Source organism: Streptomyces sp. NPDC101191 (genome assembly GCF_044767915.1).
Taxonomy (GTDB): Bacteria; Actinomycetota; Actinomycetes; order Streptomycetales; family Streptomycetaceae; genus Streptomyces.
This window is the reverse complement of the sequence record NZ_JBIWOU010000007.1, coordinates 84,223-107,260: the sequence shown is the minus strand read 5'-3', so window position 1 is coordinate 107,260 and position 23,038 is coordinate 84,223. Positions and strand designations below refer to the sequence as shown.

The following is a 23,038-nucleotide window of genomic DNA, read 5'->3' as shown; positions in this document are numbered from 1 at the left end:
TAACAAGACGTTGACGCGTGAGCAATACGAGCAAAACCCCAGGTCACGGCATGGGTGCTCCACTGGGGCCGACATGGACCGGGAATCCGTTGAGGACCGCGGTGCCCGACAGCGGGTCCAGTCGGGAGCCGTCGAGCAGCTGGTTCACGTTGACTCCGGGGCGGGCCGCGGCGACCCCGAGCCGGGTGCCGGGACGGTCGTGGCCCCAGCCGTGCGGAAGGCTCACCACGCCCCGGCGGACGGTGTCGGTGACCTCCACCTCGGCCTCGATCTCCCCGCCCTCGCCCTTGACCCGGGCGAGCGCCCCGGCCGCCAGGCCGAGCCGGGCCGCGTCCTCCGGGTGGACCTGGAGCGTGCAGCGGTTGGAGCCGCCGCTGAGGGCCGGGATGTTGTGCAGCCAGCTGTTGTTGGAGCGCAGATGGCGGCGGCCGACCAGCTGGAGGCTGCCGGGTTCGGGTACGGAGTCGAGGGCGGCGCGCAGCCGGGGCAGGTCGGCGGCGATCGGCGCGGGCAGCAGCTCGATGCGCCCGCTGCGGGTTTTGAGGAGACCGGGCAGACGCGGTGCGAGTGGGCCGAGGTCGATGCCGTGCGGCGCGGCGCGCAGGACGTCGAGGGTGAGCCCGTGCGAGCGGCCGTACGGGCCGAGGCGCAGCATCAGGTCGAGGCGGCGCTCGGGTCCCGTGGCGCCGGTGAGGGAGGCGGCCACGGCCTCGGGGTCCGCCCCGTGGACCGGCGAGTGGTCCTGGGTCACGGCCTTGGCGAGGGTCGTGTCGATGGCGAGGTCGTCGACGGCGGAGGGCGGGGCGCCGTGCATGCCGGAGACGGCGAGGATCAGGCGGGCGTGGATCTCGCACTCGTCCATGCGTCCGGGCGCGAGGGGGACGGCGGCCGGGGTGTAGCGGACCTGGTTGCGGACGGCGAACTGGTTGAAGGCGAAGTCGAAGTGCGCGCTCTGGGAGGGCGGCGGCGGGGGCAGGACGACATCGGCGTGCCGGGACGTCTCGTTGAGGTACGGGTCGACGGCGACCATGAAGTCGAGGGACGCCAGGGCCGCGTCGAGGCGTCGGCCGTCCGGGGCGGACAGGACGGGGTTGGCGGCGATGGTGACGACGGCCCGGATGCGTCCCTCCCCCGGGGTGTCGATCTCCTCGGCGAGGGCGGCGAGCGGCAGCTCGCCCTTGGCCTCGGGATGGCCGGAGACCCGGCTGGCCCAGCGACCGAGCGCGAAGCCCCTGCCGGGGCCCGCGGGACGGGGCGCGGGGGCGGTGGCGGAGAGCGGGAAGAGGGCGCCGCCGGGCCGGTCGAGGTTGCCGGTGAGGATGTTGAGCACGTCGACGAGCCAGTTGCCGAGGGTGCCGTACGCCACGGTCGACGAGCCCATCCGGCCGTAGACGGCGGCGGTCGGGGCGGCGGCGAGCTCGCGGGCGGTGGTACGGATGGTCTCGGCGTCCAGGTCGCAGGCGGCGGCGACGGCCTCGGGGCTGAACTCCCGTACCGCCTGACGTACTTCCTCGACGCTCCCCTCCACCGTGTGGGCGTCGAGCACACCGAGGTCCGTGAGCCCCTCCGCGAAGAGGGTGTGGACGACGGCCGCCAGGAAGAGGGCGTCGGCGCCGGGGCGGATGGCGAGGTGGCGGTCGGCGAGCCGGGCGGTGCGGGTGCGGCGGGGGTCGACGACGGTGAGCGTGCCGCCGCGGCGGCGCAGCGCCTTGAGCCGGCCGGGGAAGTCGGGGGCGGTGCACAGACTTCCGTTGGAGTCCAGGGGGTTGGCGCCGAGCATCAGGAGGTGGTCGGTGCGGTCGAGGTCGGGCACCGGGATCGCGAAGGCGTCACCGAAGAGCAGCCCGCTGGATACGTGCTTGGGCATCTGGTCGAGCGTGGAGGCGGTGAAGAGGTTGTGGGTGCGCAGGGCGCCGATGAGGAGGGGCGGGTAGAGGGCGCCGGCGACGGTGTGGACGTTGGGGTTGCCGAGGACGATGCCCACGGCGTCGGCACCGTGCTCTTCGACGAGCGGGCGGACGCGGGCCGCGACGAGGTCGAAGGCCTCGTCCCAGGTGGCCTCGCGCAGGACGCCGTTCTCCCGGACGAGCGGGCCGGTGAGCCGGTCGGGGTCGGCGTCGACCTCGGGGAACGCGGCGCCCTTGGGACAGATGAAACCCTGACTGAAGACGTCGTCCCGGTCGCCGCGGGCGGCCGTGACGCGCCCGGCGTCGAGCGTGAGGGTGAGACCGCAGGTCGCCTCGCACAGGGGGCAGATGCGCGGGGCGGTGGAGGTCGGTGAGGCCTCCGGTGTGCCGGGGAAGGTCGTGAGGGAATCCGGGGGGAGGGAGTCCGGGGGGAGGGAATCCTGCGGCGAGAGGGGCTCGGACGTGCGGGGCTCCGACGTGCGGGGCTCCGGCGTGAGGGGCTCCGGCACGGACGTCTCCGACCTGGACGTCTCCGGCATGGCGGTCTCCCTGGGGCGGCGGTGGCACGCGGGCAAGCGCGAGCATACCGACCGGTAGGGAGGTGCGACAGGCCTCCGGCGGCTTCGGACGGCGTCCTGCGGCGTTCGGACGGGGAGGGCCGGGCCCTGATCAGGAAGAACGGGCCGGAACGCCTGCCGCGCACCGGCCGGACCGGGCGGGCCGGGCCGGGCCGCTGCACGGCGGACGGGCCATGCGGCAGCGCAGCCTCCCGTACGCGGTGAGCCGGCGGCCCGGCCGGCCGGGCCGGTGCGTCGCCGACACGGCCGGTACGCGGCGGACGGGGCGGGTGCGCGGGCGGACGGCGCGGGTGCGCCGCCGACAGGACCGGTGCGCGGCAGACGGGGCGGGTGCGCGGCCGACACGGCCGGTGCGCGGCGGACGGCGCGGGTGCGCGGCGGACTGGGCCGCGCGGCAGCGCAGCCTCCGACAACTGCCTCCGGTCCGGGACCGGCTAGCAGCCCGGGCCCAACGAGGGTGCGAGATAGGCGTGGAGAAGGGCGCGGGTCTCGGCGATCAGGGCGGGGTCGCCGGCCGGGTCGGCGCGGAAGGCGAGCCGGAGGAGGGCGTCGGTGGCTTCGACACCGACGAGGACCTTGCGCAGCAGGGTCGCGTCGGCGGGCCGGCCGAGCGGGGCGGCGAGCAGGCCGCAGATCCGGTCGGCGACGAGGTGGTTGGGGTCCTCGTCGCCCGCTTCGGCGGGGGCGCCGGCCGGGATCCCGAAGTCGACGAGGGCGAAGCCGGGCACGGTCCGCTTCATGGAGATGTACGCGTCGAGGACCGTGTCGATGACGCTCAGGGCGTCGACGGAGGGCAGCGCGGCGAGGCCGGCGCCGATCCGGTCGGCGTAGCTGTCGAGGTTGTGGTGGGCGAGGGCGGCGACCATCGCCCGCTTGTTGCCGAAGAAGCGGTAGACGGAGCCGATGGGGACGCCCGCGCGAGCGGCGACGGCGCGGGTGCTCAGCTGCTCGTAGCCGGTCTCGTCGAGGAGTTCGGCGCAGGCGTCGAGGATGCGGGCGAGGCGTTCGGCGCTGCGCTGCTGGACGGGGGCGCGGCGGAGCGCGGGCCCTTGGCCCGGGGCGGACGAGGGTTTGGGGGTGGACTGGGGCACGGGGACCATCATGCCGCTCCGGTGGGTTTCAGGCGATCAGCAGGCCGATCCCGCCCAGGGTGTACGCGATCATCAGGACGAACAGCGGGAGTTGGCCGGCGACCGCCCGCGCGGGCGGGAGAAGGCGGACGGAGCGGTCGTGGGCAGCGACGACGCCGAGAACGTGGCCGGTGACGATCGCGGCGACCTGGAGGGTGGCGAGGCCGCCGGGGCCCAGGGGTGGGGCGGGTGCGGGGGCGTTGTCAGTGCCCCCTGCCATGATGACGGTGCGTGGTCCTTCGGTGGCGAAGAGTGTGAAGTAGTGCGCGACGAGGTAGCCGAGGGCGATGGGCAGGAGCGAGTGGGCGAAGGAGGTGAGCGGGGTGGTGAGTTCGCGGTTGAGCAGGCGCAGGGTGCCGGCGCACAGCCCGTAGAGCGCGGCGACGAGGGCGACGGCGGCGAGCAGTCCGAGTGTGGCGGTGGGGGTGCGGCCGAAGGGTGAGGTCTGGAGGGTGGTGATCCAGCGGGGGTTGTCGGAGAGGCCGTCGTAGGCGGTGGAGCCGAGGAGGACGCAGACGGTGGCGACGAGGCCGGGCACGGGCGGGGTGGCGTCGAGGCCGTCGAAGGGCGAGCGCAGGACCAGGCGCCCGTCGGCGCGGCGGCCGAAGGGGGAGAGCCGGGCGAGGAGGGAGGAGTAGACCTCGAAGGGGTCGGCGTGGGCGAACCAGTCGGGGCCGTACCGGGTCGCGCCGAGGAGTTGCACGGCGGTGTGGGTGGCGAGCGCCGTGAGGAGGACGGGGGCGGCCGTGTTGTCCGGGGCGACGAGTTCGAGCCAGGTGAAGAGGAGGAGTCCGGCGGCCGCGGGCCGGATGCCGAGCCGGGCGGGGATCGGACGGGGTGAGCGCCGAGCGGGCAGAGCGGCCTGCCGAGCGGGCAGAGCGGCCCGCAGGGCGCGGATCGGACGGGATGAGCGCCGAGCGGGCAGAGCGGCCCGCAGGGCGCGGATCGGACGGGATGAGCGCCGAGCGGGCAGAGCGGCCTGCAGGGCGGGGATCGGACGGGATGAGCGCCGAGCGGGCAGAGCGGCCTGCAGGGCGCGCAGGGGGTTGAGGAGCCGCCAGGCGGGTCCGACCAGGAGGGAGGCGGGGACGAGGCCGACCCAGAGCAGGACGTAGACGGCGCCGGGGGCGGGGTTGCGGTCCGGGTCGTCGGGTCCGAGGAGGAGGTGGAGGACGAGGGCGAGAGCGGCGGCGGCGCCGAGTACGCGGAGGGCGGTGCGGGTCGCGGGCGCGTCCGCGAGGCGCTGGACGGCGGCGGGGAGCGGGCGGCCCGCGCGGTCCCCGTGGAAGCGGGAGGAGGACCAGAGCAGGCCGAGTGAGAGGAAGGAGACGAAGAGCGCGGCGAAGGCGCCGGCGTACGCGTAGAACGGCGAGAGCGGCAGGTCGTGCCGGGCGCCCACGCCATGGGCGAGCGGCAGCGGGCCGAGCGGTGCCGGGACGGTCGCGAGTGCCGTCATCGGACCACGAGTTGGGTCAGCAGGAGTCCGGACTCGTGGGTCTCGACCTCGAAGAGGCCGGTGCGGTCGGCGGTGAGCGTGAGGGTGGCCTGCCGGCCGGGAGGCAGCTCGATCTCGCGGTCGTAGCCGTGGACGTGGAGGGTGTCGGCGCGGTCGCTGGTCACCTGGAGGGTGAGGCGTTCGCCCTTCTTCAGTTCGACCCGGGAAGGGGGTGGTTGTACGGAGTTTCCGGAGATGCCGATCGTGAGGGTACGGCCGTCCGGCCACGCGGTCCGGGTGGTCGGGGCGTTCGACGCGGAGCCCGTGCCGGGGGCGGTCGCGGCGGACGGCGCGCCTGCGCCGAGGGGGACGGTGGCCTCCACGGGACGGCCGGCGACGGACCAGACGGTGTGGTCGTCGGCCAGGAGGCGAGCGGTGAGGGTGCGGGCGCCGGTGCCGGCCGGGACGTGCACCCAGGGGCCGTAGGCGCGGGCGGCCTCGTGGCCGTCGACGAGGAGCCGGGCGTGGCCGCGGCCGAGGAGGGCGGCTCCGCCGGTGCTCTCGGGGGTGAAGCGGAACCTCTCCACCATCAGGTGGACGTTCCAGCCGCCCTCGCTGTCGGGCCGGGCCTCGATGCGTACGGCGGGTGCCCCGGCCGCGGGCACCTCGCGGAGGCGGTGCCCGGTGCCGTCCTTCGTCGTGAGGAGGCTGCCGTTGACGCCGGTCGCCTCCTGGTGGCTGGTCCCGGGCTTGTGGTGGGTCGTGGGCCGCCCGCCGCAGCCGGCCGTCACGACCGCCCCCAGGGCCAGGGCGAGCAGCACCTCCGCGGCGCGGGCAGTCCGGCGGGCGGTCACTCGGCACCGCCCGCGGGCGCGGCGGCGGGAGCGGACCCCGCCCGCGCGCCGTGGTCCGGGTCGGGGTCGTGGCCCGCGTCCGCTTCCGTGCCCGGGCCGCGGGTGCCGGCGACGATCACGGCCCACAGGACCCAGACGACGGCGAGGAGTGCGCGGGCCCAGGCCGGGCTCAGCGGGATCCAGGGGATCATCAGGACCGCCTTGTCGAAGGCGTCGAGCAGGGTGAGCGCGCCGAGGACGACCGTGGTCCAGGCGAAGAACCGGCGGTGCGGGCGAAGGGCGAGGCCGAGGACCGTCCACCACAGGCCGGTCAGCAGGAGGGCGAGGGCGGGCAGGAGGGTCGGCGTCAGGGCGAGGGTCGAGCCGGCGACGTCGAGGGCCAGGCCGAGCAGGCCCAGGACGGTGGCCACGCCCGCCGGGCGGTTGTCGCGGAGCCGGCGCCACCACAGGAGGGTGCCGACGAGGGCGAGGACGGCGGCGGTGCCGAGGGCGAGCTGGGTCTCGACGCGCTGGATGCCGCGTGCGCCGTACCAGTCGCAGCCCGCGGGCAGGCGGCGGGCCTGGACGTTGTAGTCGGCGCAGACGAGGAGTTGGGCGAGTTTGACGGGTTCGCCCACCAGCCGGCGGGTGTTGCCGGAGACGTCGCCCCAGCGGGGGCCGCAGGCGGGCAGGGCGTACGGGGTGGCGGCGCCGGCGTCCGGCTGCCAGCAGTTGCCGCCGCCCTGGCCGTCCCACCACACGTCGCTGCGGTTGGGGCGGGAGGTGCCGTCGCGGTCGACGCCCAGGTGGTTGCCGGCGTAGCGGTTGTGGTGGGAGGTGTCGGTCTGCTTGCCCCACTCCGATTCGCCGCGGATGAAGGCGGGGACGGCGCTGAGGAAGAAGGCGGAGCGCTGGTGCCCGTAGATCCAGTTGTTCTCGTACAGGTTCCAGTTGCCGCCGGCGGTGATGATGCCGGTGCCGGGCGGCATGGAGATCTGGGGGCAGACGACGCCCTGTTCGTAGCCGCGCTCGACGGGCGGCTTGGCGCAGGTGCCGTCGGCGACGTTCGGGTAGTAGTTCTGGTTGTTGTCGTGGATCAGGTTCCGCTCGAAGCGGGCGTGGTTCTGCGGGAGGCCGGGATGGCCGGGGAAGGCGGAGTCCATGGAGGCGCCGCCCATGTTGTGGTCGAACTCGTTGTCGTGGACGTGGACGGAGTCTCCGGCGGTGCCGCTGTAGCCGACCATGTTGTGGTGGCTGCGGCAGCCGGTGATCTCGATGGAGTGCCGGGGGACGGCGTAGCCGCGCCCGTCGTTGATGTCCGAGGCCGAGCCGGGGTAGATGCCGGAGTCGCCGTTGCCGTAGGACTCGCAGTTCTTGTAGAGGCCGTGGTCGGAGGCGAAGGTGAGGAAGCCGTACTCGTCGTTCCAGCGGGTGAGCACGTCGTCGATGACGAAGCCGTCGCCGGCGAGGACGTAGAGCGAGTTGAAGGTCGTGCGCTGGGCGGTGAAGTTGCGGAAGTAGATCCCGTCGGACTTGTCGGCGCGGATGGCGTTGAGCTTGGCGTACTTGGCGTCGATGACGACGTCGAGGCGTGAGGCTCCGGTGCCCTCGATCTGGAGGTTCTTCTTGCCGAGGATCGCGACCAGGTTCTGGTTGTGCGGGCACTGGAGCTGCTGCGCGTAGCTGAGGATCTGGTAGCCGAGCGCCGAGTCGGGGGCCTTGAGCGCGGCGCACGCGCCGGTGGGCGCCGGCAGGGAGGGCTCCTCCTCGTAGAGGCCGGGGAGGATCGCGATGGTCGTGCCGGGCTTGTTCACGGCGTCGACGGCCTGCTGCAGGTGGCGGTAGCCCTGCCTCTGGCAGCGTTCGTAGAGGGCGAGGTTGCGGGCCTTGAGGTCTGCGGGGAAGCCCGCGATCCGCCGCGCGAAGTCGCCCCGGTCGCTCTTGCACACGAGGAGATCGGGCTCTCCTGTGCGCAGGACGGGCACGCTGCCGGTGCCGTCGGGGAAGGTGACGGGCCGCTCCTCGTGCGCCTGGGCGGCGGGGGCGGTGAACAGGGCGGCGGCGAGTGCCGCGAGCACGACCGAGAGCGCGAGGACGAACCGACGGGTCCATGACATGCGCGTGAGAGTAGAGCAATGTTCATCTTTTGGAACCCCCCGCGCACGCAGCACGTCCAAGACATCCGCGGAAGAGCCCGGGAAAGGCCGGGAAGGGCCCGGAAAGTCACCGTTGACGCGAGCGGGAGCGGAATCCTACGGTCATGCATAGGATTGTTGTGAGCGTCAGGACAGGAGCACGCGATGAACGCGGAGACCAACGCGGAACAGGCGAGAAAGACGGCCGAAGCGCTGACCTACAGCACGGGTTTCGGCAACGAGCACAGCTCCGAGGCCGTCCTCGGCGCCCTCCCCGACGGGCGGAACTCGCCCCAGCGGGCACCGCTCGGCCTGTACGCGGAGCAGCTGAGCGGCAGCGCCTTCACCGAGCCCCGGGCGCACAACCGGCGCTCGTGGCTCTACCGGATCCGGCCTTCGGCCGCGCATCCGCCGTTCGCCCGGATCGACAACGGCGCCGTGCGCTCCGCCCCCTTCACCGAGTCCGTGCCCGACCCCAACCGGCTCCGCTGGGACCCGCTGCCGGACCCGGCGCCCGGCACGGACTGGCTGGCCGGCCTGTGGACCCTCGGCGGCAACGGTGACGCCACGCAGCGCGCCGGCATGGCCGTGCACCTCTACCACGCGAACGCGTCCATGGAGCGGGTCTTCAGCGACGCCGACGGCGAGCTGCTCATCGTGCCCGAGCGCGGCGGGCTGCTGCTGCGCACCGAGCTCGGCGACCTCGCGGCCGGTCCCGGCGAGGTCGCGCTGATCCCGCGCGGCGTCCGCTTCCGCGTCGAGCTGCTCGACGAGACCGCCCGCGGCTACGTGTGCGAGAACTACGGCGCCCCGTTCCAGCTGCCGGACCTCGGCCCGATCGGCGCCAACGGTCTGGCCAACGCCCGCGACTTCCGGGCGCCGGTCGCCGCGTACGAGGACGTCGAGGGACCGGTCGAGGTCGTCAACAAGTACTGCGGCAACCTGTGGGCCGCGACCTACACCCACTCCCCGCTGGACGTGGTCGCCTGGCACGGCAACCACACCCCGTACGTCTACGACCTGCGCCGCTTCAACGTCATCGGGACGATCTCCTACGACCACCCCGACCCGTCGATCTTCACGGTGCTCACCTCGCCCTCCGACACCCCCGGCCTCGCGGGCGTGGACTTCGTGGTCTTCGCCCCGCGCTGGCTGGTCGGCGAGGACACCTTCCGGCCCCCGTACTTCCACCGCAACGTGATGAGCGAGTACATGGGCCTCATCGAGGGCGCGTACGACGCCAAGACCGCCGGCAAGGGGGGTTTCGTGCCGGGCGGCGGCTCGCTGCACAACATGATGTCCGCGCACGGCCCCGACCGGGAGACCTTCGACAAGGCCAGCGCCGCCGAGCTGAAGCCGCAGAAGATCGACGATGGCCTGGCCTTCATGTTCGAGACCCGCTGGCCGGTCACCGCCACCGCCCAGGCGGCCGGTGCCGACCACCTGCAGCGCGCCTACGACGACGTATGGCAGGGTCTGGAGCGCCACTTCCGGCCGTGAACACCCGTAACATCCGGCCGGGTGTCTCGTAGTCGTCGTTGGGGAGAGCCGTGACCGCCTTCGCTCCCGACTCGCTGGTCCTGAACCGGAAGCTTCCGCTCTGGTACCAGGTCTCGCAGTCGCTGCGCGCCTCCATACTGGGCCGCACCCCCGACGCCTCGCTGCGGCTGCCCACCGAGGAGCAGCTCGCCGCGCATTACGGCGTGAGCGTGCTGACCATGCGCCAGGCCCTCAAGGAGCTGGAGGAGGAGGGCCTGATCAGCAGGCACCGGCGGCGTGGCACCTTCATCGAACCGGGCGCCCGGCGCTCCAGCCCGCGCCGGCTGCTCGGTTCGATCGACGCGATCGTGGCCCAGCAGTCCGGCGAGCGGACCACCGTGCTCGGTCACGGCACCGAGCCGGTCCCCGGTGAGCTCGCCGAGTACTTCCCCGGCGCGTCCGAGGTCGCCGTCTTCCGGCGCCTGCGCGCGGACGGCGAGAGCGGCGAGCCCACCAACTGGGCGGAGAACGCGGTGCTCCCCGAGGTCGCCGCGGGCATCGACCCGGCCGATCTGGAGCGGTGGCCGATGACGAAGGTGCTCCGGGACGTCGTGGGCGTCAGGATCAGCCGCATCACCGACACCGTCGAGGCCCGCCTCGCCGACCCGGAGACGGCGAACCTCCTCCAGGTGCCGCTGCTCTCCCCGATCCTGCACTACACGGGCGTCACCTACGACGCCGACGGCCGGGTCGTCGACGTGGCCCGGATCCGCTACCGGGGCGACCGCTTCTCCTTCACGGTGACGGTGGAGGCGCAGTGAGCCCCGGCCCCGACCGGGGCCGCCGCCTCACCCCCACCCTGGCCCCCGGCGACCGGGCGCTTTCCCCGCGACGGTGGAGGGGTGCCCACCGCGCTCACTAGCATGCGGGGCGTGACGGAAGACGCGGCGCTCGACGACCTGCCCCTGCTCGACGAGCTGATGCCCTGGTCCGTGGCGCCGTTGCGGCTCGGGCGGACATGGATCGTCGCGCCGGACGCGCGCACGCTGCGGGCGCGCTGGGAGCGGCTCGTCGCGGCCGAGGGGGCGGAGCGGGAGGCGTTGTTCCGGCCCAGTCGGGCGCGGACCCCCGGGAGTTCGGTGGCCGCGCTGCCGGGGCAGCGGACCGGGACCGTGCGGCTCGCCCGGGAGCCCGGGCCCTGCCCTGAGCCGGTGCGGCTCGCACACGGACCCTTCGACGAGCAGTGGCTGCTGCCCGACCACCGGCTGATCGACGCCGCGCGCCCCGAGCTGTGGCGGGTCGCCGACGCCGATCAGCTGTTCGTCGTCGAGCAGGGGTACGTGCCGGGAACGGGCGGTCCCGCGCTGCTGGTGACGGCCGCGCTGCCGGACGGGCGCTCCCCCGCCGGCCGGCCCGGGCGGATCCGTCCGCTGTTCCGCAGGCCCGGCGGCCTGGAGCCGAATCTGGCGCCCGGACTCCTGGCCCTGCTGAGCACGCGGTACGGGTACGAGGTCGACCCCGCGGACCTGCCGGCCTGGGCGGTGGCGGCGGCACTCCCCTCGCCCGCCGGCTGCCGGGTGCCGCTGCCCGCGGACGGAGAGGTGTGGGCGGCCGGCGTGGCGCTCGGCCGGGAGCTGGTCGGGGTGCAGCTGCGCGGGGGCCGGGGCGGCACGCGGCCCCGGTTGCCGGGCGGGCGCCGGCCCTACGTGCGGGCGGCGGTCCCCGCCCGGCCGACGACGCTCGCGTACGACCCGGACGAGGAGGTGCTGAGCCTGGACGAGGGCCGCATCTCGCCCGTGCCGGCGGCCGCGTGGGAGTTCGAGGTCGGCGGGGTGCGGATGATCGAGCACTGGTTCGCACACCGGACCGCGCCCGCCGAGCCGGGCAGCCTGGAGGCGATCGGGCCGGCCGGGTGGCCGCAGGAGTGGACCTCGGAGCTGCTCGAACTGATCACGGTGCTCGCCCTCCTCGCGGAGCGCGAGCCGGAGCGCACGGCGCTCACGGCGTGTGCCACGGCGGCCGGTGTGACCCGCGGCGCACTGCGGGAGGCCGGGGTGCTGCCGGTGCCGGACGGGGCCCGCCGGCCCGCGTCCGTCCTCGATCATCAGGAGGAGGGCCCGGAAGGGCAGTTCCTGCTCCTCTGAAGGGACCGGTCCGGCCCCGTCAGGAGCCGGGCGGGGCGAAGGAGTCGAGCAGCCGCGCGATCGTCAGCTCGAAGATCTCGTCGGCGTCGGCGGGCGCCGGGGACGCGGCGATCAGCGCGGCGAGGTGCGGGTAGGCCCCGGTCGTCAGCTGCTCCATCAGATAGGCGCCGCGCACCGCCTGCTCCTCCTCCTCGCTCCAGGGCAGTCCGCGGGCGCGTTCGGCGATGGCCTGCTCGTTGCGGACGGTGGCCATCACGGTGCCGTTGACCATGGCGATGAGCTGCATCTTCTGGCCGGGCGGCACGTCCAGCGGCTCGAGGGCGGTCAGGCACCACTCCAGGTAGCGCAGGGCGTTCGGGCTGAAGCCGTAGGCGGTGGTCATGACTCGGGACAGCCAGGGGTGCCGGGTCATGATGGCGCGGGTCTGCCGGGCCAGGTCGGTCATGTCGGCCCGCCAGTCGCCGCTGGGCCGCTCGGGAAGCACGTACTCCTCGCTCGCCGCGTCGACCATCAGCTCGTACAGGTCCTCCTTGCGCGGCACGTAGTTGTACAGCGACATGGTGCCGCAGCCGAGGTCGGCGGCGATGCGGCGCATGGAGACCGCGTCGATGCCCTCGGCGTCGGCGATGCGGACGGCCGCGGCCACGATGTCCCGCCGGCTGTAGGCCGGTTTCGGGCCTCGGCCCGTGCGCTCGGGGCGCGCCCAGATCACTTCGGGTTCGGCCGCTCGGCCCGCCATCGGTCATCACCCTTCCTCGCCCCGCCGCCCCATCGTAGTGAGGCACCCGGTTACGTACACCGTACGTAGTGCGCTAGGGTCGCCCCATGACAACTACGTACGCTGTACTTAGTGAAGGTCTGCAGAAGCGGTACGGCGAGGTCCATGCGCTGCGTGGCCTCGACCTCGCCGTCCCCGAGGGCACGGTCTGCGGGGTCCTCGGCCCCAACGGGGCCGGCAAGACCACTGCCGTCCGGGTGCTGACCACGCTCGCCTCACCCGACTCCGGCAGCGCCCGGGTCGCCGGGTGCGACGTGGTCCGCGACCCGGCCGGGGTGCGCGAGCGGATCGCCGTCACCGGGCAGTACGCCTCCGTCGACGGCGACCTCACGGGCGCCGAGAACCTGCGGCTCTTCGCCCGCCTGCTGCGCGCCCCGCGTTCGCGCGCCGACGAGCTCCTGGAGCGCTTCGGGCTGGCCGGGGCCGCCGACCGGCCCGCCCGCACCTACTCCGGCGGCATGCGCCGTCGCCTCGACCTGGCCGCGAGCCTCATCGCGCGGCCGCGCGTGCTCTTCCTGGACGAGCCCACCACCGGGCTCGACCCGCGCAGCCGGAACGAGATCTGGGACGCCGTACGGGGGTTGGCGTCCCAGGGCACGACCGTACTGCTGACCACGCAGTACCTGGAGGAGGCCGACCAGCTCGCCGACGAGGTCGTCCTGGTGGACGAGGGCCGGGCCGCCCAGCGCGGCACGCCGGCCGAACTGAAGGCGCTCATCGGGCACTACGCCGAGGTGGTGGTCGCCGACGTCGCGTCCCTGGACGCCGCCGCCGCGGTGCTCGACCGGCTCACCGGCTCGGCGCCACGGCTCGACGCCGAGCGCCGCACGGTCGGCGCGGTCACCACCGACACCACGCTCACCCTGCCGCGGATCGTGCGCGAGGCCGACGCGGCCGGGGTCCACCTGGTCGACGCCTCCCTGCGTCCGCCGACCCTCGACGAGGTGTTCCTGCGCCTGACCGGCCGCGCACCCCGTCCCGAGCCCCGGGAGACCGCCGCATGAGCACCCTCGTCCACGACGGCACCGCGATCCTCGGCCGCCATCTCCTGCGGATCCGGCACGCCCCGGCGATCACGGTCATGACGCAGACGATGCCGATCGTCTTCCTGCTGTTCTTCGGATACGTCTTCGGCAGCGCGCTCGCCATGCCGGGCGCCGACTACCGGGCGTTCCTGGTGCCGGGCATGCTGGTGGCGACCGCCGCGAACGGCGTGATGACCGGCATGTTCCAGGCCGCGCAGGACACCCACCGGGGCGTGACGGACCGGCTGCGGACGATGCCCGTGAGCCGGGCGGCGGTCCCGCTCGGGCAGGCTCTCGCCGATCTGGTGACCAGCGCGGTGGGGATGGTCCCGCTGCTGCTCGTCGGGCTCGCGATGGGCTGGCGGATCGAGGGCACGGCCATGGCGGCGCTCGGCGCCGTCGGACTGCTGCTGCTGTTCCGCTTCGCGACGACCTGGGTGGGCATCCTGCTCGGTCTCGCCTCGCGGAGCGAGGAGGCGGCCGGCCAGCTGGGCAGTGCCACGTTCATGCTGCCGCTGCTGTCCAACGCGTACATCCCGACCGACGGGATGCCGGGCTGGCTGCGCACGATCGCGGAGTGGAATCCGATCTCGGCGGTGACGACCGCCGTGCGGGAGCTGTTCGGGAACGCGCCCGTGCCGGAGGGTGCGGCCTGGCCGGTCGCGCATCCGGTGGCCGGGGCGCTGCTCTGGTCACTGGCGCTGATCGCGCTGTGCGCTCCGGCGGCGGTCGGGCGTTACGCCCGGACCTGACCCCGTGCCGGGCGGAGCACCGGGTGCCGTGGGTAGGGAGAAGCGCCGGACGGGCGGGGACACGTCCGGCGGGCGGTCAGGATCTCAGGGGCCGAGCGGGTGCGGGCGGGGTGGTGCGTCGGGGTACGCGGGTGCCCGGCCCGGACGGCCTGTCAGCCGTGGCTGCCGAAGAGCGAGCGGCGCAGTCGGCGCAACGGGGCGAAGAGCGAGACCCGCGCGCTGCGGCTGCGGTGACCGTGGACCGGCACCTCACGCGTACGCGACGTCAGTTCCCGCATGAGCAGCGTGGCCTCGGCCGCCTCACGCTGGGGCACGGCGGGACCGCCGAGCACCGCGAGATGGCGGTCCAGCCGCGAACTGGTCGCGCTGCTCCCGCAGGTGATGGCAGGCACTCGCGGCCTGCTGCGCATTGCTATCTGTTCCATGTCACTCCCCACCCGTACGAGGGCACCCGGCCCGGGCAGGTTAACCCTATCGCCCCGCTACGACACCCGTGTATTCCGGCCGCAGGATTCACCGTCTGTGTACGGGGGTTGACGATCACTGTCCGAATCCATCTGATTCCAGGGTGAGTTGGACAGCGATCGAACACCTGTCGAACCGTCACGAACCATCCTGCACGCGCGGCCCCCACCAGGGGGCCTTCCGCCGGGTGTGATCTCCGCCACCAAAATCCGCCGGGCTCGGCTACCGTGGACGGATGACGCTCATCGCGGGTCGGTATCGCCTGCTCGACGTGCTCGGCGAGGGCGGGATGGGCACCGTCTGGAGGGCCCGGGACGAGGTCCTGCGGCGCGAGGTGGCCGTCAAGGAGGTCCGGGCGCCGGCCGGGCTGCCCACCGAGGACCGCGAGCGGCTGTACGCCCGCCTGGAGCGCGAGGCCAGGTCCGCCGCGCGGATCGCGAACCGCAATGTCGTCACCGTCTACGACGTGGCCCTGGACGACGGGCGCCCGTGGATCGTGATGGAGCTGGTCCGCGGGCTCACCCTGGCCGAGACGCTGGAGGCCGAGGGCCCGATGCCGCCGCAGCGGGCCGCGCACGTCGGCGTCGACGTGCTCGCCGCGCTGCGCGCCGCGCACGCGGCGGGGGTGCTGCACCGGGACGTCAAGCCGGCCAACGTCCTGCTGGCCAACGACGGCCGGGCCGTGCTCACCGACTTCGGCATCGCGGCCGTGGCGGGGACCTCACCGCTCACCATGACCGGCGAGCTCGTCGGCTCCCCCGAATACCTCGCGCCCGAGCGCGCGCTGGGGCGTACGCCGGGGCCCGCGGCCGACCTCTGGTCGCTGGGTGTGCTGCTGTACGCCGCCGTCGAGGGCGTCTCGCCGTTCCGGCGGGAGACCGCGCTCGACACCCTGCGGACGGTCGTGGACGAGGAACCCGCACCACCGGTGCACGCGGGTCCGCTGGCCCCGGTGATCGAGGCGCTGTTGCGCAAGGACCCGGAGCAGCGCCTCTCGGGGGACGCGGCCGAGGAGCAGCTGCGGCTGATCGGCGCGGGCGGCAGCCCTCGCACCGAGTCGCTGCGGGCGACGACGCCGTTCGCACCGCTGCCGTCGGACGGTCCGGACTCCGGGGGCGCGGGGCCGGGCGGGCCCGTGGGACCCGGTCCGACGGCCCCGATTCCGGCGCCGGGGGCGGAGGAGCCCCGCCGGCGGCGGCGTGGCGCGCTGCTCGCCGGGATCGCGGCGCTGCTCCTGGTGGCGGGCGGGCTGACGTACGCGGCGCTGCGGGACACCGGTTCCGACGAGACGCCCCCGGTGCCGCCGGTCACGACGAGCGCGTCCACGACGGCGCCCACCACTCCCCCGCCGACGACGGCGCCCACGAGCGCCTCGCCGACGGCGACGACGACTCCGCCGGTCTCGGTGCTGCTCTTCGTCCGGGCGGTGCGGGACGCCTATCAGGGGACGTGTCCGCCACCGGAGGGCGAGGCCCCGGCCTTCACGGCGACGGTCACGGTGGACCGGACGCCGGCCACCGTGTCGTACCGCTGGGCGACGGAGAGCGGCCAGGCCCAGGACGCCGGGTGGCAGACGCTGGAGTTCCCCGAGGGCGGGCCGACCGAGCAGCGGCTGGACCGTACGCAGGCGGGGTACGCGGCGGGTGCGGCGGTGCGCGACCGGATCCGTCTGGAGGTGCGTGCGCCGGTCGAGCGGCGGTCCAACTGGGTGGCCTTCACGGTGAACTGCGAGGAGACGGCCTCGCCGTCGACGCCGCCGACGTCCGCGACGCCTTCGAGCGGGACCGCCTCCCCGGGCTGATCCGCTACGCCGCGCCGTTGAAGGTCGGCAGGTAGCCACCGGACTGTCCGGCGGCGGTGGGGTGGTACGACTCGCCGATGTTGAGCCAGTTGACGCTGTGCAGCCACGCCGAGCTGGAGCAGATCTCGTGCCCGGTGAAGGCGGGAGCCACGCTCGCGAAGGTGAAGCCGTGGTCGGCGGCGCGCTTGGCGGTCGCCGCGTTGAGGTAGTCGGAGGCGCCGTTGATGGCGCTGCGCTCGTTCTCGCTCAGGCCGGCGATGCAGCTGCCGGAGAGCTTGTAGAAGCGGGGGTAGCCGAGGACGACCACGCGGGCGTTGGGCGCCTTGTTCCTGATGGCCGTGTAGACCGCGTCGAGCTTGCCGGGCAGGGTCGTGTCGACGTAGCTCTTGGCTTGATTCACACGGTTGATACAGGTCGCCTCGGACTGCAGGACACAGGTGGTCATGACGTCCGCGAAACCGGCGTCGTTACCGCCGATCGTGAGAGACACCAGGTCGGTGGCGGTGGAGAGCGGTCCGAGCTGATTGGCCGTGACATCACCCGTTCGGGCGCCCGAGCAAGCGGTGAACGCGAAGGACGAGGGTGAGTTGGCGTTCTTCCAGAGGACGGGATACGCCTTGGTGGAGCGCTTGCAGTCGCCGCTCGCGCTGTCGTAGCTCCCGGAGCCGACGCCCGAGGAGTACGAGTCCCCGAGGGCGACGTAGTCGAGTGCGGCGGTCTCGGCGGCCTGAGCGGCTCCTGCCCCGGTGAGGGCGAGGACGGCGCCGAGGAGGAGCGAGGACGAAAGCGCCGTGAATCGGGACAGTCTCATGGAACCTCCCTGTAGCAGGATCTCTGCGTTACCAGGTAGTAGCAGCGGATCCGCCGTGCCGGAAGTGTTCATGTCAAAAGTGGGAGTGAACAGCCCCCGACACCCCCTCAGAAACCATCGGTTTCAAGCCAAGGGACGAACCGTCAAAAGTCGATGCGCCGAGGTGCCCCGTTGGCCGATCATGGCGCCATGTCTGCCACCCACGGCGCACCGCGAGACCCGTCCCTGCCCGAACGGGCCGTCCCCCTCCGCCTCCACCTCACCGGCGACGACGCGCCCTCGGACGTCGTCGACGCCCTCTTCCTCGGCCGCTTCGCGACCGGGGAGCAACCCCACGTGCACAGCACCACCGTGGACCGTGTGAAGCCCGCCGCGACCCTGCTGCCCGCGGGCGCGAAGCTGCTGCGCGCCACCAAGGGCGACGACCGCAGCTCCCTGCTCGCCGAGGGCGAGGGCTGGACCGTGCTCGTCTCCCGCTGGAGCCGGGGCGCCGACGTGACCGTCACGGCGACCGACGCGGAACTCGCCGAGCGGATCCTCAAGGAGGCGGTGGACGGCGCGAAGGACGAGCCCGAACCGCAGCCGGAGAACGTCACCATGGGCTTCTGGTACGTGTCGCCCCGGCGCGGGCCGCACCGCACCACCCGGCAGATCGGCGCCGGCACCTGGGAGGAGATCCGGCCCAACTACACGGCGCCCGTCGCCGAGGCCATGGACCGGCTGATGGCCGTCACCCCCGAGGACATCACCGGACGGCTGCTGCTGCTCCACGGCCCGCCCGGCACCGGCAAGACCTCCGCCCTGCGCACCCTCGCCCGGTCCTGGCGGGACTGGTGCCAGGTCGACTGCGTCCTCGACCCCGAGCGTCTCTTCGGCGACGTCGGCTACCTCATGGACATCGCGATCGGCGAGGACGAGGGCAGCGCGAAGGGCCGCTGGCGCCTGCTGCTCCTGGAGGACTGCGACGAGCTGATCCGCGGCGAGGCCAAGGACGCGGCGGGCCAGGCGCTCTCCCGGCTGCTCAACCTGACGGACGGTCTGCTCGGCCAGGGCCGCAACGTCCTCGTCGCCGTCACCACCAACGAGGACCTGGAGCGGCTCCACCCCGCCGTCGTCCGCCCCGGCCGCTGCCTGGCCCGGATCGAGGTCGACCGGCTCACCCGGTCCGAGGCGGTCGCCTGGCTCGGACGGGAGGAGGGAGTGGGCCGCGACGGGGCGACGCTGGCGGAGCTGTTCGCCCTGCGGCGCGGCACCACGCCGGTGGGTCTGCCGGAGCCCCGCACCACGGATGCGGGGCTGTACCTGTAGGGAGGGGCGCGGCGGGGACCGGCATCGCGGGCCCGGCACGACCGGAATGACAGGGCTACACCTCGTACGCCGCTCTCAGGGCGTCCTGGACCGCCGCCTCCGCCGCCTCTCGCGTCAGGCCCAGCCGGTGGGCCTCGGTCGCGTATCCGGCGGCGGCGGTGGCGGCGAGGCGGGAGGCCGCGTCGGAAGCGGCGGCGACGAAGGTGCCGTTGCGGCCGCGGGTCTCGATCACGCCGTCCGCCTCCAGGGCCTTGTACGCCTTGGCGACCGTGTTCGCCGCGAGCCCGAGGTCCTCCGCGAGACCCCGTACGGTCGGGAGCTTGTAACCGACGGGCAGCTCGCCCGAGCGGGCGCTCTCCGAGATCTGGGCACGCAGTTGTTCGTACGGAGCGGTGGTGGAACGGGCATCCACGCTGATTCGAAGCGTCACCCGCCCGATTGTGCACCCGGCCCCCGGGAAAATGGGAGGCGCCCGGACGTGCCCGCCGCATAGCGTGCGGCACCATGACTGTGATCGTCCGCGATGTACGGCCCGGGTCCGCCGAGGACGCCGAGGCCTTCGCCCGGATCCGGCGCGCCGCCCTGCCCTACATGATCGCCACCGGCCCCCAGGTGACCTACGACCTGGCGCACGCCCATCCCGACGCCCGGAACCGGCCGCTGCTCGCCGAGGTCGACGGGGAGGCCGTGGGCACCGCGGAGGTGTCGCTCGCCCACGAGTCCCCCGAGCCGGGGACGGGCTGCGTCAACATCTTCGTCCACCCCGGACACGTGGGTCTTGGCGCCGGCTCGCTGTTGCTGCGCGCGGCCGAGGAGCACCTCGCGGAGGCCGGCGCGACGAACCTGTACAGCTGGGTCCTGGACGGCCCGTCCCACCTCGCCTTCGCCGCGAAGCACGGCTACCGGCCGAGCCGCTCCGCCTACTTCCTGCGACTCGACCTGGCCACCGCCGGGCTGCCGCCGCTGCAGGCACCGCCCGCCGGCGTCGAGCTGCGCACGGCGGCCGACTTCGCCGCCGACCCGCGCCCGCTGTTCGAGCTGGACGCGCTCGCCACGGCCGACGAGCCGGGCGACGTGGCCGCCGAACTGACCGACTACGCGCACTGGCTGGCGTCCATCTGGGAGCACCCGCTGCTCGACCGTGAGCTGACCACGGTCGCGGTGGCCGACGGGCGGCCCGTCGCCTTCAGCGCGGCCCGCACGGACGGCCTCGGCCGCTACGGCTCCGCCATGACCGGCACCCACCCGGAGTACCGCGGCCGGGGGCTCGCCAAGCTCGTGAAGAACGACTCGCTGCACCGGGCCCGCGCGGCCGGCTGCACGGAGGCGTTCACCGGCAACGACGCGGAGAACGGGCCGATGCTGGCCGTCAACAAGTGGTTCGGCTACGAGATCTGCGCAAAGGAGACCCGGCATGTCCGCACGCTCGGCCGAGGCCGCTGACAAGGTGGAGATCGCGCTCGTCAAGGCGGGGCGGACGAAGATCCGCTATCCCGCGGAACTGCTCGCCGACGACGGGGCGCGGCTGACCGTGCGCGCGCCCTGGGCCGCCGAGGGCGTACGGGACTTCGGCTTCGTGCGCTTCGAGCCGGGCGACGTGTTCACCGAGCACTACTGGCGCGACCGCTGGTACGCGGTGAAGGAGGTCCGCTCCGGCGACGGCACGCTCAAGGGCTGGTACTGCGACGTGACCCGGCCCGCCGTGGTGGACGGCGGCACCGTGGTCGTGGAGGACCTCGACCTGGACCTGTGGGTGTCGGCGGACGGAGCCGAGGTGCTGCGGCTCGACGAGGACGAGTTCGCGGCGAGCGGTCTGGCCGCAGCCGACCCGGCCGCCGCCGCGGCGGCCGTGGCGGCCCTCGACGAGCTGGAGGCGCTCGGCCGTGACGGGCTGCTCGGCCTGCTCGGCCGGAGCGGGCCCTTCGGATCGGGGCGGACCGGGGAACGGTGAGCCGCGCGTGCCGGACGCCGCTCCCCGATCCGGCCTGATCCGGACGTGACCTAGGAGCCGAGCGTGACGTCCTGGCTCTGCCGTGCCAGGAAGTCGGGCAGCGGCAGGCCCATCGGGCCGTCGGGGGTGAGCTGCATGAGGGTGGCTTCCACTCGCGCCCCGCCCGCCCGGTAGCCGGGCTCCTTCACGACGGCGCTGTTGGTCCACTCGTGGACCAGACCGTCGCAGACGGCCTGGGTGCCGCCGATCCCGGCGGAACGGTCCCCCTGGATCAGCGTGGAGCTGACGAAGACCGGGCCCGCGCTGTCGTCGACACAGCGGTAGTAGCCGGAGAGGGTGATCGAGCCGTCGTCGGCGAGCGTCCCGACCGGGTCGACGGAGAGCCCGTCGGCGGGCCCGGCGTGGGCGGTCGAGACCGTCGCGGCGGTGACGGCCAGCAGGGCTCCTGCGGCAAGGGCGAGTCGAGCGCGCATGGGTGGGGGGTCCCTTCGGGGGTGGGGGATGACGCTGCCCGCCAGGGATACCGGATCCGGCCTCCGCGCCCCCGAAACTCACTCGATCGGGGGCGAGTTGGGAACGTGTTTACGGTAGTGAATACGGTCGTACGGTCCGTCCGCGCGGCGCTCGGTGACCTCGTAGCCGTAGCGCTCGTACAGCTTCTGGTTCTCCCACATCATCGCGTTCGTGAGCAGCCGCACCTCGGGCAGGCCGAGCTCCCGCGCCCGCTCCTCGACCCAGGTCATCAGGGTGCGGCCGAGGCCGGTGCCCTGGGCGTCGGGGTGGACGGCGATGGTGTCCAGGTAGAGATGGCCGGCCTCGGGGACCACGACCACGAGACCGGCCACGGGCTCGCCCGCGACGAACACCCGCCCCGCCGCCACGTTCGCCGCGTGGTCCTCCCGCATCGGGGCCGGCACGAGGCCGATCCGCTCGATGTAGTGGTGGAAGGCGGCGTCGATCACGGCCTTCACCGCGGGCACGTCGGCGGCGACTGCGGGGCGGGGACTCGTCATGCGGTCACCGTACGCCGACGGGTGATCAGCTTGCGCAGCAGCGGCCAGGCCAGCAGGACCAGCACCGCCGCGTAGACGGTCACCGAGAACGGGGTGTCGACGAGTCCGGACAGCGCGCCGTCGCTGATCTGCAGGGCGCGGCGCAGCTGTTGCTCGGCGGCCGGGCCGAGGATGACCCCGATCACGGCGGGCAGGACGGGCAGTCCGTAGCGCCGCATGCCGAATCCGATGAGGCCGATGACCAGCAGGATCACCAGGTCGACGGCTTCTCCGCCGACCGCGTAGGCGCCGACGGCGGCGAAGAACAGGATGCCGGCGTAGAGGTAGGGGCGGGGGATGCGCAGCAGCTTGGCCCAGACGGGCGCGAGCGGCAGGTTGAGCGCGAGCAGCAGCACCATGCCGACGAACAGCGAGGCGATCAGGCCCCAGACCAGCTCGGGTTCGCGTTCGAAGAGCAGCGGGCCGGGCTGGATGCCGTACTGCTGGAACGCGGCGAGCATCACGGCGGCGACGGCGGTGGTGGGCAGGCCGAGCGTGAGCATGGAGACGAGGGTGCCGGCGGCGGAGGCGGAGGCGGCGGACTCGGGGCCCGCGACGCCCTCGATGGCGCCCTTGCCGAACTCGTCCTTGTGCGGGGAGAGGCGCTTCTCGGTGACGTACGACAGGAAGGTGGGGATCTCGGCGCCGCCGGCCGGGATCGCGCCGAACGGGAAGCCGATGAGCGGCCCGCGCAGCCAGGCCTTCCAGGTGCGCCGTACGTCTCCCCTGCCGAGCCACGGGCGGCCCACCGGGACGGCCTGGCCCGTGGTGCGGCGCAGATGGGCGGCGACCCACAGGGCCTCGCCGATCGCGAACAGGCCGACCGCGACGATGACGACGTCGATGCCGTCGGCGAGCTGCAGGGAGCCGAAGGTGAGGCGCTGCTGGCCGGTCATCTGGTCGAGGCCGACCAGGCCGAGGGTGAGGCCGATGAGCAGCGAGGCGAGGCCGCGGATCCGGGAGGAGCCGAGGACGGAGGTCACCGCGATGAAGGCGAGCACCATGATGGCGAGGTAGTCGGGGGCCCCGATGTCGACGGCGAGCGCGGCGACGGTCGGCGCGAGCGCGACGAGCAGGATCGTCCCGACCAGGCCGCCGGTGAAGTGGCCGATGGCCGCGGCGGCGAGGGCCTGGGCGCCGCGGCCCGCCTTGGCCATCGGATTGCCCTCGATGGCGGCGACGACGGCCGCGCTCTCACCGGGGGTGTTGAGCAGGATCGAGGTGGTGGAGCCGCCGAACATCGCGCCGTAGTAGATGCCGGCGAACATGATGAAGGCGCCGGTCGGTTCCAGCCCGTACGTCACGGGGAGCAGCAGCGCGACGGCCATGGCGGGGCCGATGCCGGGCAGGACGCCGATGGCGGTGCCGAGGAGGACGCCGACGGCGGCCCACAGCAGGTTCATCGGGGTCAGCGCGGTGCCGAAGCCGTCGATGAGGGAGGTCAGAGAGTCCAT

21 protein-coding genes are annotated in these 23,038 nt (G+C 73.7%); 9 read left to right on the top strand and 12 right to left on the bottom strand.

Annotated elements, in window-relative coordinates; all coding sequences use genetic code 11:
* Positions 1 to 43: 43 nt before the first annotated feature.
* The 5 genes from ACIRQF_RS26665 to ACIRQF_RS26645 all read right to left on the bottom strand — a co-directional run bounded on the left by ACIRQF_RS26665 (position 44) and on the right by ACIRQF_RS26645 (position 8,000).
* On the bottom strand, positions 44 to 2,446 hold the full coding sequence (locus tag ACIRQF_RS26665) for a molybdopterin-dependent oxidoreductase (protein ID WP_404095638.1): 2,403 nt from the start codon (positions 2,444 to 2,446) through the stop codon (positions 44 to 46).
* Positions 2,447 to 2,919: 473 nt separating this feature from the next.
* Positions 2,920 to 3,585 (bottom strand): TetR/AcrR family transcriptional regulator, encoded by a 666-nt coding sequence (locus tag ACIRQF_RS26660; protein ID WP_389756400.1) that lies wholly within the window; start codon positions 3,583 to 3,585, stop codon positions 2,920 to 2,922.
* 19 nt (positions 3,586 to 3,604) lie between these two features.
* Complete coding sequence (locus ACIRQF_RS26655) at positions 3,605 to 5,071, bottom strand: hypothetical protein (RefSeq protein ID WP_404095635.1); 1,467 nt, start codon at positions 5,069 to 5,071, stop codon at positions 3,605 to 3,607.
* Positions 5,068 to 5,904, bottom strand: coding sequence for a hypothetical protein (locus tag ACIRQF_RS26650; protein WP_404095632.1), 837 nt, complete (start codon positions 5,902 to 5,904; stop codon positions 5,068 to 5,070). Before ACIRQF_RS26650 ends, ACIRQF_RS26655 begins: the two co-directional genes overlap by 4 nt.
* Positions 5,901 to 8,000 carry a right-handed parallel beta-helix repeat-containing protein gene (locus ACIRQF_RS26645; protein WP_404095629.1) on the bottom strand — a complete coding sequence of 700 codons (2,100 nt, stop codon included), beginning with the start codon at positions 7,998 to 8,000 and terminating at the stop codon, positions 5,901 to 5,903. Before ACIRQF_RS26645 ends, ACIRQF_RS26650 begins: the two co-directional genes overlap by 4 nt.
* Before the next feature lie 183 nt (positions 8,001 to 8,183).
* Between ACIRQF_RS26645 and hmgA the strand changes: the two genes are divergently transcribed.
* The 3 genes from hmgA (at position 8,184) to ACIRQF_RS26630 (ending at position 11,641) form a co-directional block, all read left to right on the top strand.
* A complete protein-coding gene (gene hmgA / locus ACIRQF_RS26640) occupies positions 8,184 to 9,518 on the top strand; it encodes a homogentisate 1,2-dioxygenase (RefSeq protein ID WP_404095626.1) in 1,335 nt (444 codons plus the stop codon).
* A gap of 50 nt (positions 9,519 to 9,568) precedes the next feature.
* Positions 9,569 to 10,318 carry a GntR family transcriptional regulator gene (locus ACIRQF_RS26635; protein ID WP_389756289.1) on the top strand — a complete coding sequence of 250 codons (750 nt, stop codon included), beginning with the start codon at positions 9,569 to 9,571 and terminating at the stop codon, positions 10,316 to 10,318.
* Between the two features lie 102 nt (positions 10,319 to 10,420).
* Complete coding sequence (locus ACIRQF_RS26630; RefSeq protein WP_404095622.1) at positions 10,421 to 11,641, top strand: type ISP restriction/modification enzyme; 1,221 nt, start codon at positions 10,421 to 10,423, stop codon at positions 11,639 to 11,641.
* A gap of 19 nt (positions 11,642 to 11,660) precedes the next feature.
* On the opposite strand, the gene ACIRQF_RS26625 is transcribed toward ACIRQF_RS26630, so the two are convergent.
* Positions 11,661 to 12,380, bottom strand: a complete 720-nt coding sequence (locus ACIRQF_RS26625) for a TetR/AcrR family transcriptional regulator (RefSeq protein ID WP_376637163.1) — start codon at positions 12,378 to 12,380, stop codon at positions 11,661 to 11,663.
* A gap of 86 nt (positions 12,381 to 12,466) precedes the next feature.
* Here ACIRQF_RS26625 and ACIRQF_RS26620 point away from each other — a divergent pair, with 86 nt between their 5' ends.
* Both ACIRQF_RS26620 and ACIRQF_RS26615 read left to right on the top strand, forming a co-directional pair.
* Entirely contained in the window at positions 12,467 to 13,423 is a 957-nt protein-coding gene (locus ACIRQF_RS26620; protein WP_404095618.1) for an ATP-binding cassette domain-containing protein, read from the top strand.
* On the top strand, positions 13,420 to 14,196 hold the full coding sequence (locus tag ACIRQF_RS26615) for an ABC transporter permease (protein WP_404095615.1): 777 nt from the start codon (positions 13,420 to 13,422) through the stop codon (positions 14,194 to 14,196). Before ACIRQF_RS26620 ends, ACIRQF_RS26615 begins: the two co-directional genes overlap by 4 nt.
* A 152-nt stretch (positions 14,197 to 14,348) precedes the next feature.
* On the opposite strand, the gene ACIRQF_RS26610 is transcribed toward ACIRQF_RS26615, so the two are convergent.
* Positions 14,349 to 14,621 (bottom strand): hypothetical protein, encoded by a 273-nt coding sequence (locus ACIRQF_RS26610; RefSeq protein WP_376637160.1) that lies wholly within the window; start codon positions 14,619 to 14,621, stop codon positions 14,349 to 14,351.
* Between the two features lie 275 nt (positions 14,622 to 14,896).
* Between ACIRQF_RS26610 and ACIRQF_RS26605 the strand changes: the two genes are divergently transcribed.
* Complete coding sequence (locus ACIRQF_RS26605; RefSeq protein WP_404095611.1) at positions 14,897 to 16,462, top strand: serine/threonine-protein kinase; 1,566 nt, start codon at positions 14,897 to 14,899, stop codon at positions 16,460 to 16,462.
* A gap of 4 nt (positions 16,463 to 16,466) precedes the next feature.
* Here the strand turns inward: ACIRQF_RS26605 and ACIRQF_RS26600 are convergent, their stop codons facing one another.
* Positions 16,467 to 17,273, bottom strand: coding sequence for an SGNH/GDSL hydrolase family protein (locus tag ACIRQF_RS26600; protein WP_382483127.1), 807 nt, complete (start codon positions 17,271 to 17,273; stop codon positions 16,467 to 16,469).
* Positions 17,274 to 17,462: 189 nt separating this feature from the next.
* On the opposite strand from ACIRQF_RS26600, the gene ACIRQF_RS26595 reads away from it, so the two are divergent.
* Positions 17,463 to 18,581 (top strand): DUF5925 domain-containing protein, encoded by a 1,119-nt coding sequence (locus ACIRQF_RS26595; RefSeq protein ID WP_389756276.1) that lies wholly within the window; start codon positions 17,463 to 17,465, stop codon positions 18,579 to 18,581.
* A gap of 55 nt (positions 18,582 to 18,636) precedes the next feature.
* On the opposite strand, the gene ACIRQF_RS26590 is transcribed toward ACIRQF_RS26595, so the two are convergent.
* Positions 18,637 to 19,011: a GntR family transcriptional regulator gene (locus ACIRQF_RS26590; RefSeq protein WP_376637156.1), complete on the bottom strand. Its 375-nt coding sequence runs from the start codon at positions 19,009 to 19,011 to the stop codon at positions 18,637 to 18,639.
* Positions 19,012 to 19,085: 74 nt separating this feature from the next.
* On the opposite strand from ACIRQF_RS26590, the gene ACIRQF_RS26585 reads away from it, so the two are divergent.
* Together ACIRQF_RS26585 and ACIRQF_RS26580 are read left to right on the top strand one after the other, a co-directional pair.
* Entirely contained in the window at positions 19,086 to 20,024 is a 939-nt protein-coding gene (locus ACIRQF_RS26585) for a GNAT family N-acetyltransferase (RefSeq protein ID WP_404095606.1), read from the top strand.
* Positions 19,996 to 20,532 (top strand): DUF402 domain-containing protein, encoded by a 537-nt coding sequence (locus tag ACIRQF_RS26580; protein WP_376637154.1) that lies wholly within the window; start codon positions 19,996 to 19,998, stop codon positions 20,530 to 20,532. The genes ACIRQF_RS26585 and ACIRQF_RS26580 overlap by 29 nt, the downstream gene beginning before the upstream one ends.
* 50 nt (positions 20,533 to 20,582) lie before the next feature.
* On the opposite strand, the gene ACIRQF_RS26575 is transcribed toward ACIRQF_RS26580, so the two are convergent.
* From ACIRQF_RS26575 to ACIRQF_RS26565, 3 genes are all read right to left on the bottom strand, one after another.
* On the bottom strand, positions 20,583 to 21,005 hold the full coding sequence (locus tag ACIRQF_RS26575; protein WP_404095603.1) for a DUF6299 family protein: 423 nt from the start codon (positions 21,003 to 21,005) through the stop codon (positions 20,583 to 20,585).
* A 78-nt stretch (positions 21,006 to 21,083) separates the two neighbouring features.
* Positions 21,084 to 21,545: a GNAT family N-acetyltransferase gene (locus ACIRQF_RS26570; RefSeq protein WP_382483131.1), complete on the bottom strand. Its 462-nt coding sequence runs from the start codon at positions 21,543 to 21,545 to the stop codon at positions 21,084 to 21,086.
* Complete coding sequence (locus ACIRQF_RS26565) at positions 21,542 to 23,038, bottom strand: tripartite tricarboxylate transporter permease (RefSeq protein ID WP_376637151.1); 1,497 nt, start codon at positions 23,036 to 23,038, stop codon at positions 21,542 to 21,544. Before ACIRQF_RS26565 ends, ACIRQF_RS26570 begins: the two co-directional genes overlap by 4 nt.

Excerpts from the sequence above, each read along its gene's own strand:
- ACIRQF_RS26665 (WP_404095638.1), bottom strand. The coding sequence starts at position 2,446 with ATGCCGGAGACGTCCAGGTCGGAGACGTCCGTGCCGGAGCCCCTCACG.
- ACIRQF_RS26660 (WP_389756400.1), bottom strand. The coding sequence starts at position 3,585 with ATGGTCCCCGTGCCCCAGTCCACCCCCAAACCCTCGTCCGCCCCGGGC.
- ACIRQF_RS26655 (WP_404095635.1), bottom strand. The coding sequence starts at position 5,071 with ATGACGGCACTCGCGACCGTCCCGGCACCGCTCGGCCCGCTGCCGCTC.
- ACIRQF_RS26645 (WP_404095629.1), bottom strand. The coding sequence starts at position 8,000 with ATGTCATGGACCCGTCGGTTCGTCCTCGCGCTCTCGGTCGTGCTCGCG.
- hmgA (WP_404095626.1), top strand. The coding sequence starts at position 8,184 with ATGAACGCGGAGACCAACGCGGAACAGGCGAGAAAGACGGCCGAAGCG.
- ACIRQF_RS26630 (WP_404095622.1), top strand. The coding sequence starts at position 10,421 with ATGCGGGGCGTGACGGAAGACGCGGCGCTCGACGACCTGCCCCTGCTC.
- ACIRQF_RS26625 (WP_376637163.1), bottom strand. The coding sequence starts at position 12,380 with ATGGCGGGCCGAGCGGCCGAACCCGAAGTGATCTGGGCGCGCCCCGAG.
- ACIRQF_RS26620 (WP_404095618.1), top strand. The coding sequence starts at position 12,467 with ATGACAACTACGTACGCTGTACTTAGTGAAGGTCTGCAGAAGCGGTAC.
- ACIRQF_RS26615 (WP_404095615.1), top strand. The coding sequence starts at position 13,420 with ATGAGCACCCTCGTCCACGACGGCACCGCGATCCTCGGCCGCCATCTC.
- ACIRQF_RS26610 (WP_376637160.1), bottom strand. The coding sequence starts at position 14,621 with ATGGAACAGATAGCAATGCGCAGCAGGCCGCGAGTGCCTGCCATCACC.
- ACIRQF_RS26605 (WP_404095611.1), top strand. The coding sequence starts at position 14,897 with ATGACGCTCATCGCGGGTCGGTATCGCCTGCTCGACGTGCTCGGCGAG.
- ACIRQF_RS26600 (WP_382483127.1), bottom strand. The coding sequence starts at position 17,273 with ATGAGACTGTCCCGATTCACGGCGCTTTCGTCCTCGCTCCTCCTCGGC.
- ACIRQF_RS26595 (WP_389756276.1), top strand. The coding sequence starts at position 17,463 with ATGTCTGCCACCCACGGCGCACCGCGAGACCCGTCCCTGCCCGAACGG.
- ACIRQF_RS26585 (WP_404095606.1), top strand. The coding sequence starts at position 19,086 with ATGACTGTGATCGTCCGCGATGTACGGCCCGGGTCCGCCGAGGACGCC.
- ACIRQF_RS26580 (WP_376637154.1), top strand. The coding sequence starts at position 19,996 with ATGTCCGCACGCTCGGCCGAGGCCGCTGACAAGGTGGAGATCGCGCTC.
- ACIRQF_RS26575 (WP_404095603.1), bottom strand. The coding sequence starts at position 21,005 with ATGCGCGCTCGACTCGCCCTTGCCGCAGGAGCCCTGCTGGCCGTCACC.
- ACIRQF_RS26570 (WP_382483131.1), bottom strand. The coding sequence starts at position 21,545 with ATGACGAGTCCCCGCCCCGCAGTCGCCGCCGACGTGCCCGCGGTGAAG.
- ACIRQF_RS26565 (WP_376637151.1), bottom strand. The coding sequence starts at position 23,038 with ATGGACTCTCTGACCTCCCTCATCGACGGCTTCGGCACCGCGCTGACC.